At 66.1% G+C, this 3,417-nt stretch carries 3 protein-coding genes and 1 pseudogene; all 4 read left to right on the top strand.

Going from position 1 to position 3,417, the window contains the following annotated elements; translation table 11 throughout:
* Positions 1-425, top strand: a pseudogene (locus tag HNO81_RS19835) (glycine dehydrogenase (aminomethyl-transferring)); the annotation flags it as partial.
* Positions 426-433: 8 nt separating this feature from the next.
* Positions 434-1,546, top strand: a complete 1,113-nt coding sequence (gcvT, locus tag HNO81_RS19830) for a glycine cleavage system aminomethyltransferase GcvT (protein WP_175319803.1) — start codon at positions 434-436, stop codon at positions 1,544-1,546.
* A gap of 46 nt (positions 1,547-1,592) precedes the next feature.
* Entirely contained in the window at positions 1,593-1,976 is a 384-nt protein-coding gene (gene gcvH / locus HNO81_RS19825; protein ID WP_175319802.1) for a glycine cleavage system protein GcvH, read from the top strand.
* The gene (glyA, locus tag HNO81_RS19820) at positions 1,973-3,292 is read left to right on the top strand and encodes a serine hydroxymethyltransferase (protein WP_371818320.1); all 1,320 of its coding nucleotides are present in this window, start codon (positions 1,973-1,975) and stop codon (positions 3,290-3,292) included. Before gcvH ends, glyA begins: the two co-directional genes overlap by 4 nt.
* Positions 3,293-3,417 lie beyond the last annotated feature (125 nt).

Below are 3,417 nucleotides of genomic sequence, written 5' to 3'. Positions count from 1 at the left end.
AACTGACCGCACGGACCGGCGTGACCGCCGAGGACGTGGCAAAGCGCCTCATTGACTTCGGCTTCCACGCCCCCACCTTGTCCTTCCCGGTGGCGGGAACCTTGATGGTGGAGCCCACTGAGTCCGAGGACCTGGCCGAGATCGACCGTTTCATCGAGGCCATGATCACCATCCGCAAGGAAATCGACCAGGTGGCCAACGGCGACTTCGCCGTTGCCGACTCACCGCTGCGCCACGCACCCCACACCGCGGCCGCCGTCGTGAGTTCCGACTGGGACCGTGCCTACCCCCGCGAACAGGCCGCGTTCCCCGTCCACCACCTCAAGCAGGACAAGTACTTCCCGCCGGTGGGCCGGATCGACGGCGCCGCCGGTGACCGGAACCTGATCTGCTCCTGCCCGCCGCTGTCCGAGTTCGAAAACTAAGGATCCCCATGACTGAGAACTACACGGCTCTCTACGAAGAGCACAAAAAGCTCGGCGCCTCCTTCACCGACTTCGGTGGCTGGCAGATGCCGCTCAAGTACAGCTCCGAACTTGCCGAGCACCACGCCGTCCGCAAAGCCGCGGGCCTCTTCGACCTCTCCCACATGGGCGAAGTGTGGGTCACCGGGCCGCAGGCTGGCACCTTCCTGGACTTCGCCCTGGTGGGCAAGTTGTCCGCCATCGCAGACGGCAAGGCCAAGTACTCGCTGATCTGCAACGAAAACGGCGGCATCATCGACGACCTCATCACCTACCGATTCGGCGACGAAAAGTACCTGGTGGTTCCCAACGCCGGCAACGCCCCCACCGTGGCCACCGCCTTGGCAGAACGCGCAGCCACCTTCGACGTGACGGTGGAGGATGCTTCGGCGGCCACCTCGCTCGTCGCAGTCCAGGGACCCAAGGCCGAGGCCATCCTGCTCAAGCTCACGGATCAGTCCCAGCACGCCCTGGTCACCGGCCTGAAGTACTACGCGTTCAACGAGGTCACCGTGGCCGGCCACGATGTGATCCTTGCCCGCACCGGCTACACCGGCGAAGACGGCTTTGAACTCTTCCTCCCGAACGAAGGCGCCGCATCCCTGTGGGAGTCCGTGGCCCAGGCCGGGGAAGAGTTCGGCATTGTCCCCTGCGGCCTCGCATCCCGCGATTCGCTTCGCCTTGAAGCGGGCATGCCGCTGTACGGCAACGAGCTCTCGCTGGAGCGTTCACCCTTCGACGCCGGCCTCGGGCCCGTAGTGGCGCTCAAGTCCAAGGACGGCGACTTCGTGGGAAGGGCCGCACTGGAGGCAGCCAAGGAAGCCGGCCCCACGCGGAAACTGGTGGGCCTGAAAGGGCACGGCAGGCGCGCCGGCCGCGGCGGTTATCCCGTCCTCAAAGACGGCAACGTGGTGGGCGAAGTGACCTCGGGCCAGCCGAGCCCCACCCTTGGCTACCCGGTGGCGCTGGCGTATGTCGACGTCGAACACGCCGGCCTGGGTACTGCCCTGGACGTGGACCTGCGCGGCAAGGCCGAGCCCTTCGAAGTCGTCGAGCTGCCTTTCTACAAGCGCCAGAAATAGCACCTGCGCTTCCGCTTTTTTGACCCCAAACTTAAGGAAAAACACCATGGCTAAAGTTGCCGCCGAACTGAAGTACTCCGCCGAGCACGAATGGATCGCCGCTGACGGCTCCGGACCGTCCGTTGTGGGCGTCTCCGCTGTTGCCGCCGAGGCACTGGGCGACATCGTGTACGTGGACCTGCCAGAGGTGGGCTCCACAGTGACCGCAGGCGAGACCTGTGGCGAGATCGAGTCCACCAAGTCCGTCTCCGACCTGTACTCCCCCGTGACGGGCGAAGTCACGGAAGTCAACGACGACGTCGTCGGCGACCCTGCCGTGATCAACAACGATCCGTACGGCGCCGGCTGGCTCTTCAAGGTCACCGTCACCGAAGAGGGACCGCTGCTGTCCGCCCAGGAATACGCCGAAGCAAACGGCGGCGAACTGTGAGCGCCGCTTCCTCCGCCGCGGGCACCGTGGCCTTTGAACAGGTGGTCTCCCCCAGCCTGAACGCGGAGCTGTCCGCCCTGGACCCCGAAATTGCGGCGAAGATCGACGACGAACTGGGCCGCCAGCGCGACGGCCTGGAAATGATCGCTTCCGAAAACCACACGGCAGCTGCGGTGATGCAGGCGCAGGGCTCGGTCCTGACCAACAAGTACGCCGAGGGCTACCCGGGCAAGCGCTACTACGGTGGCTGCGAGCACGTGGACGTCATCGAGCAGCTGGCCATTGACCGGGTGAAGGCACTGTTCGGCGCTGAGTTCGCCAACGTCCAGCCGCACTCCGGCGCCCAGGCTAACGCCTCCGTGATGCACGCGCTGATCAAACCCGGCGACACCATTATGGGCCTGAACCTGGCCCACGGCGGCCACCTGACCCACGGCATGCGGATCAACTTCTCCGGCAAGCTCTACAACGTGGTCCCGTACCAGGTCCGCGAAGACACCCACACCATCGACATGGCAGAGGTGGAGCGGCTGGCCCAGGAGCACAAACCGCAGCTCATCGTGGCCGGCTGGTCAGCCTACGCGCGCCAGCTGGACTTCGCCGAGTTCCGCCGCATCGCCGATTCCGTGGGCGCCTACCTCATGGTGGACATGGCGCACTTCGCCGGGCTCGTGGCCGCGGGCCTGCACCCCTCCCCGGTTCCGCACGCCCACGTGGTCACCTCCACCACGCACAAAACCCTCGCCGGTCCCCGCGGTGGCATCATCCTCTCCAACGACGCCGACATCGCCAAGAAGATCAACTCGGCGGTGTTCCCCGGCCAGCAGGGCGGACCCCTTGAGCACGTCATCGCCGGCAAGGCCGTGGCGTTCAAGATCGCGGCGTCCGAGGAGTTCCGCGAGCGGCAGGAACGCGTCCTGGCCGGTTCGCGCATTCTGGCCGAGCGCCTGGTCCAGCCCGACGTCACCGCCAAGGGCATCAGCGTGGTGTCCGGCGGCACCGACGTGCATCTGGTCCTGGTGGACCTGCGCAACTGCGAACTGAACGGGCAGCAGGCAGAAGACCGGCTCGCCGCGATCGACATCACCGTCAACCGCAACGCGGTCCCGTTCGATCCGCGTCCGCCGATGGTGACCTCGGGCCTGCGCATCGGCACCCCCGCCTTGGCCACCCGCGGCTTCGGCGAGGACGCCTTCCGCGAGGTTGCGGACATCATCGCCGAAGCATTGATTGCCGACGCCGACGCGGACCTTTCCAGCCTGCGTCACCGCGTTGAAGCACTCGCCGCAGCCCACCCGCTGTACCCGGGGCTGTAGTCCGCTACGGGACCGGCGGACCGGGCGGGGTATCCGGCAGCGTGCGAGCACGCAGAGGATGTCCTGCCCGCTCCACCCCAACAACCTGTTTTAGTTAGGAATTTCCTCATGGCCGTTGGTGTCTT

This window comes from Pseudarthrobacter sp. C4D7 (assembly GCF_013359725.1).
Classification (GTDB): domain Bacteria; phylum Actinomycetota; class Actinomycetes; order Actinomycetales; family Micrococcaceae; genus Arthrobacter.
Note: the sequence above shows the minus strand (reverse complement) of the source record. Positions and strands in the feature narration are given on the sequence as shown.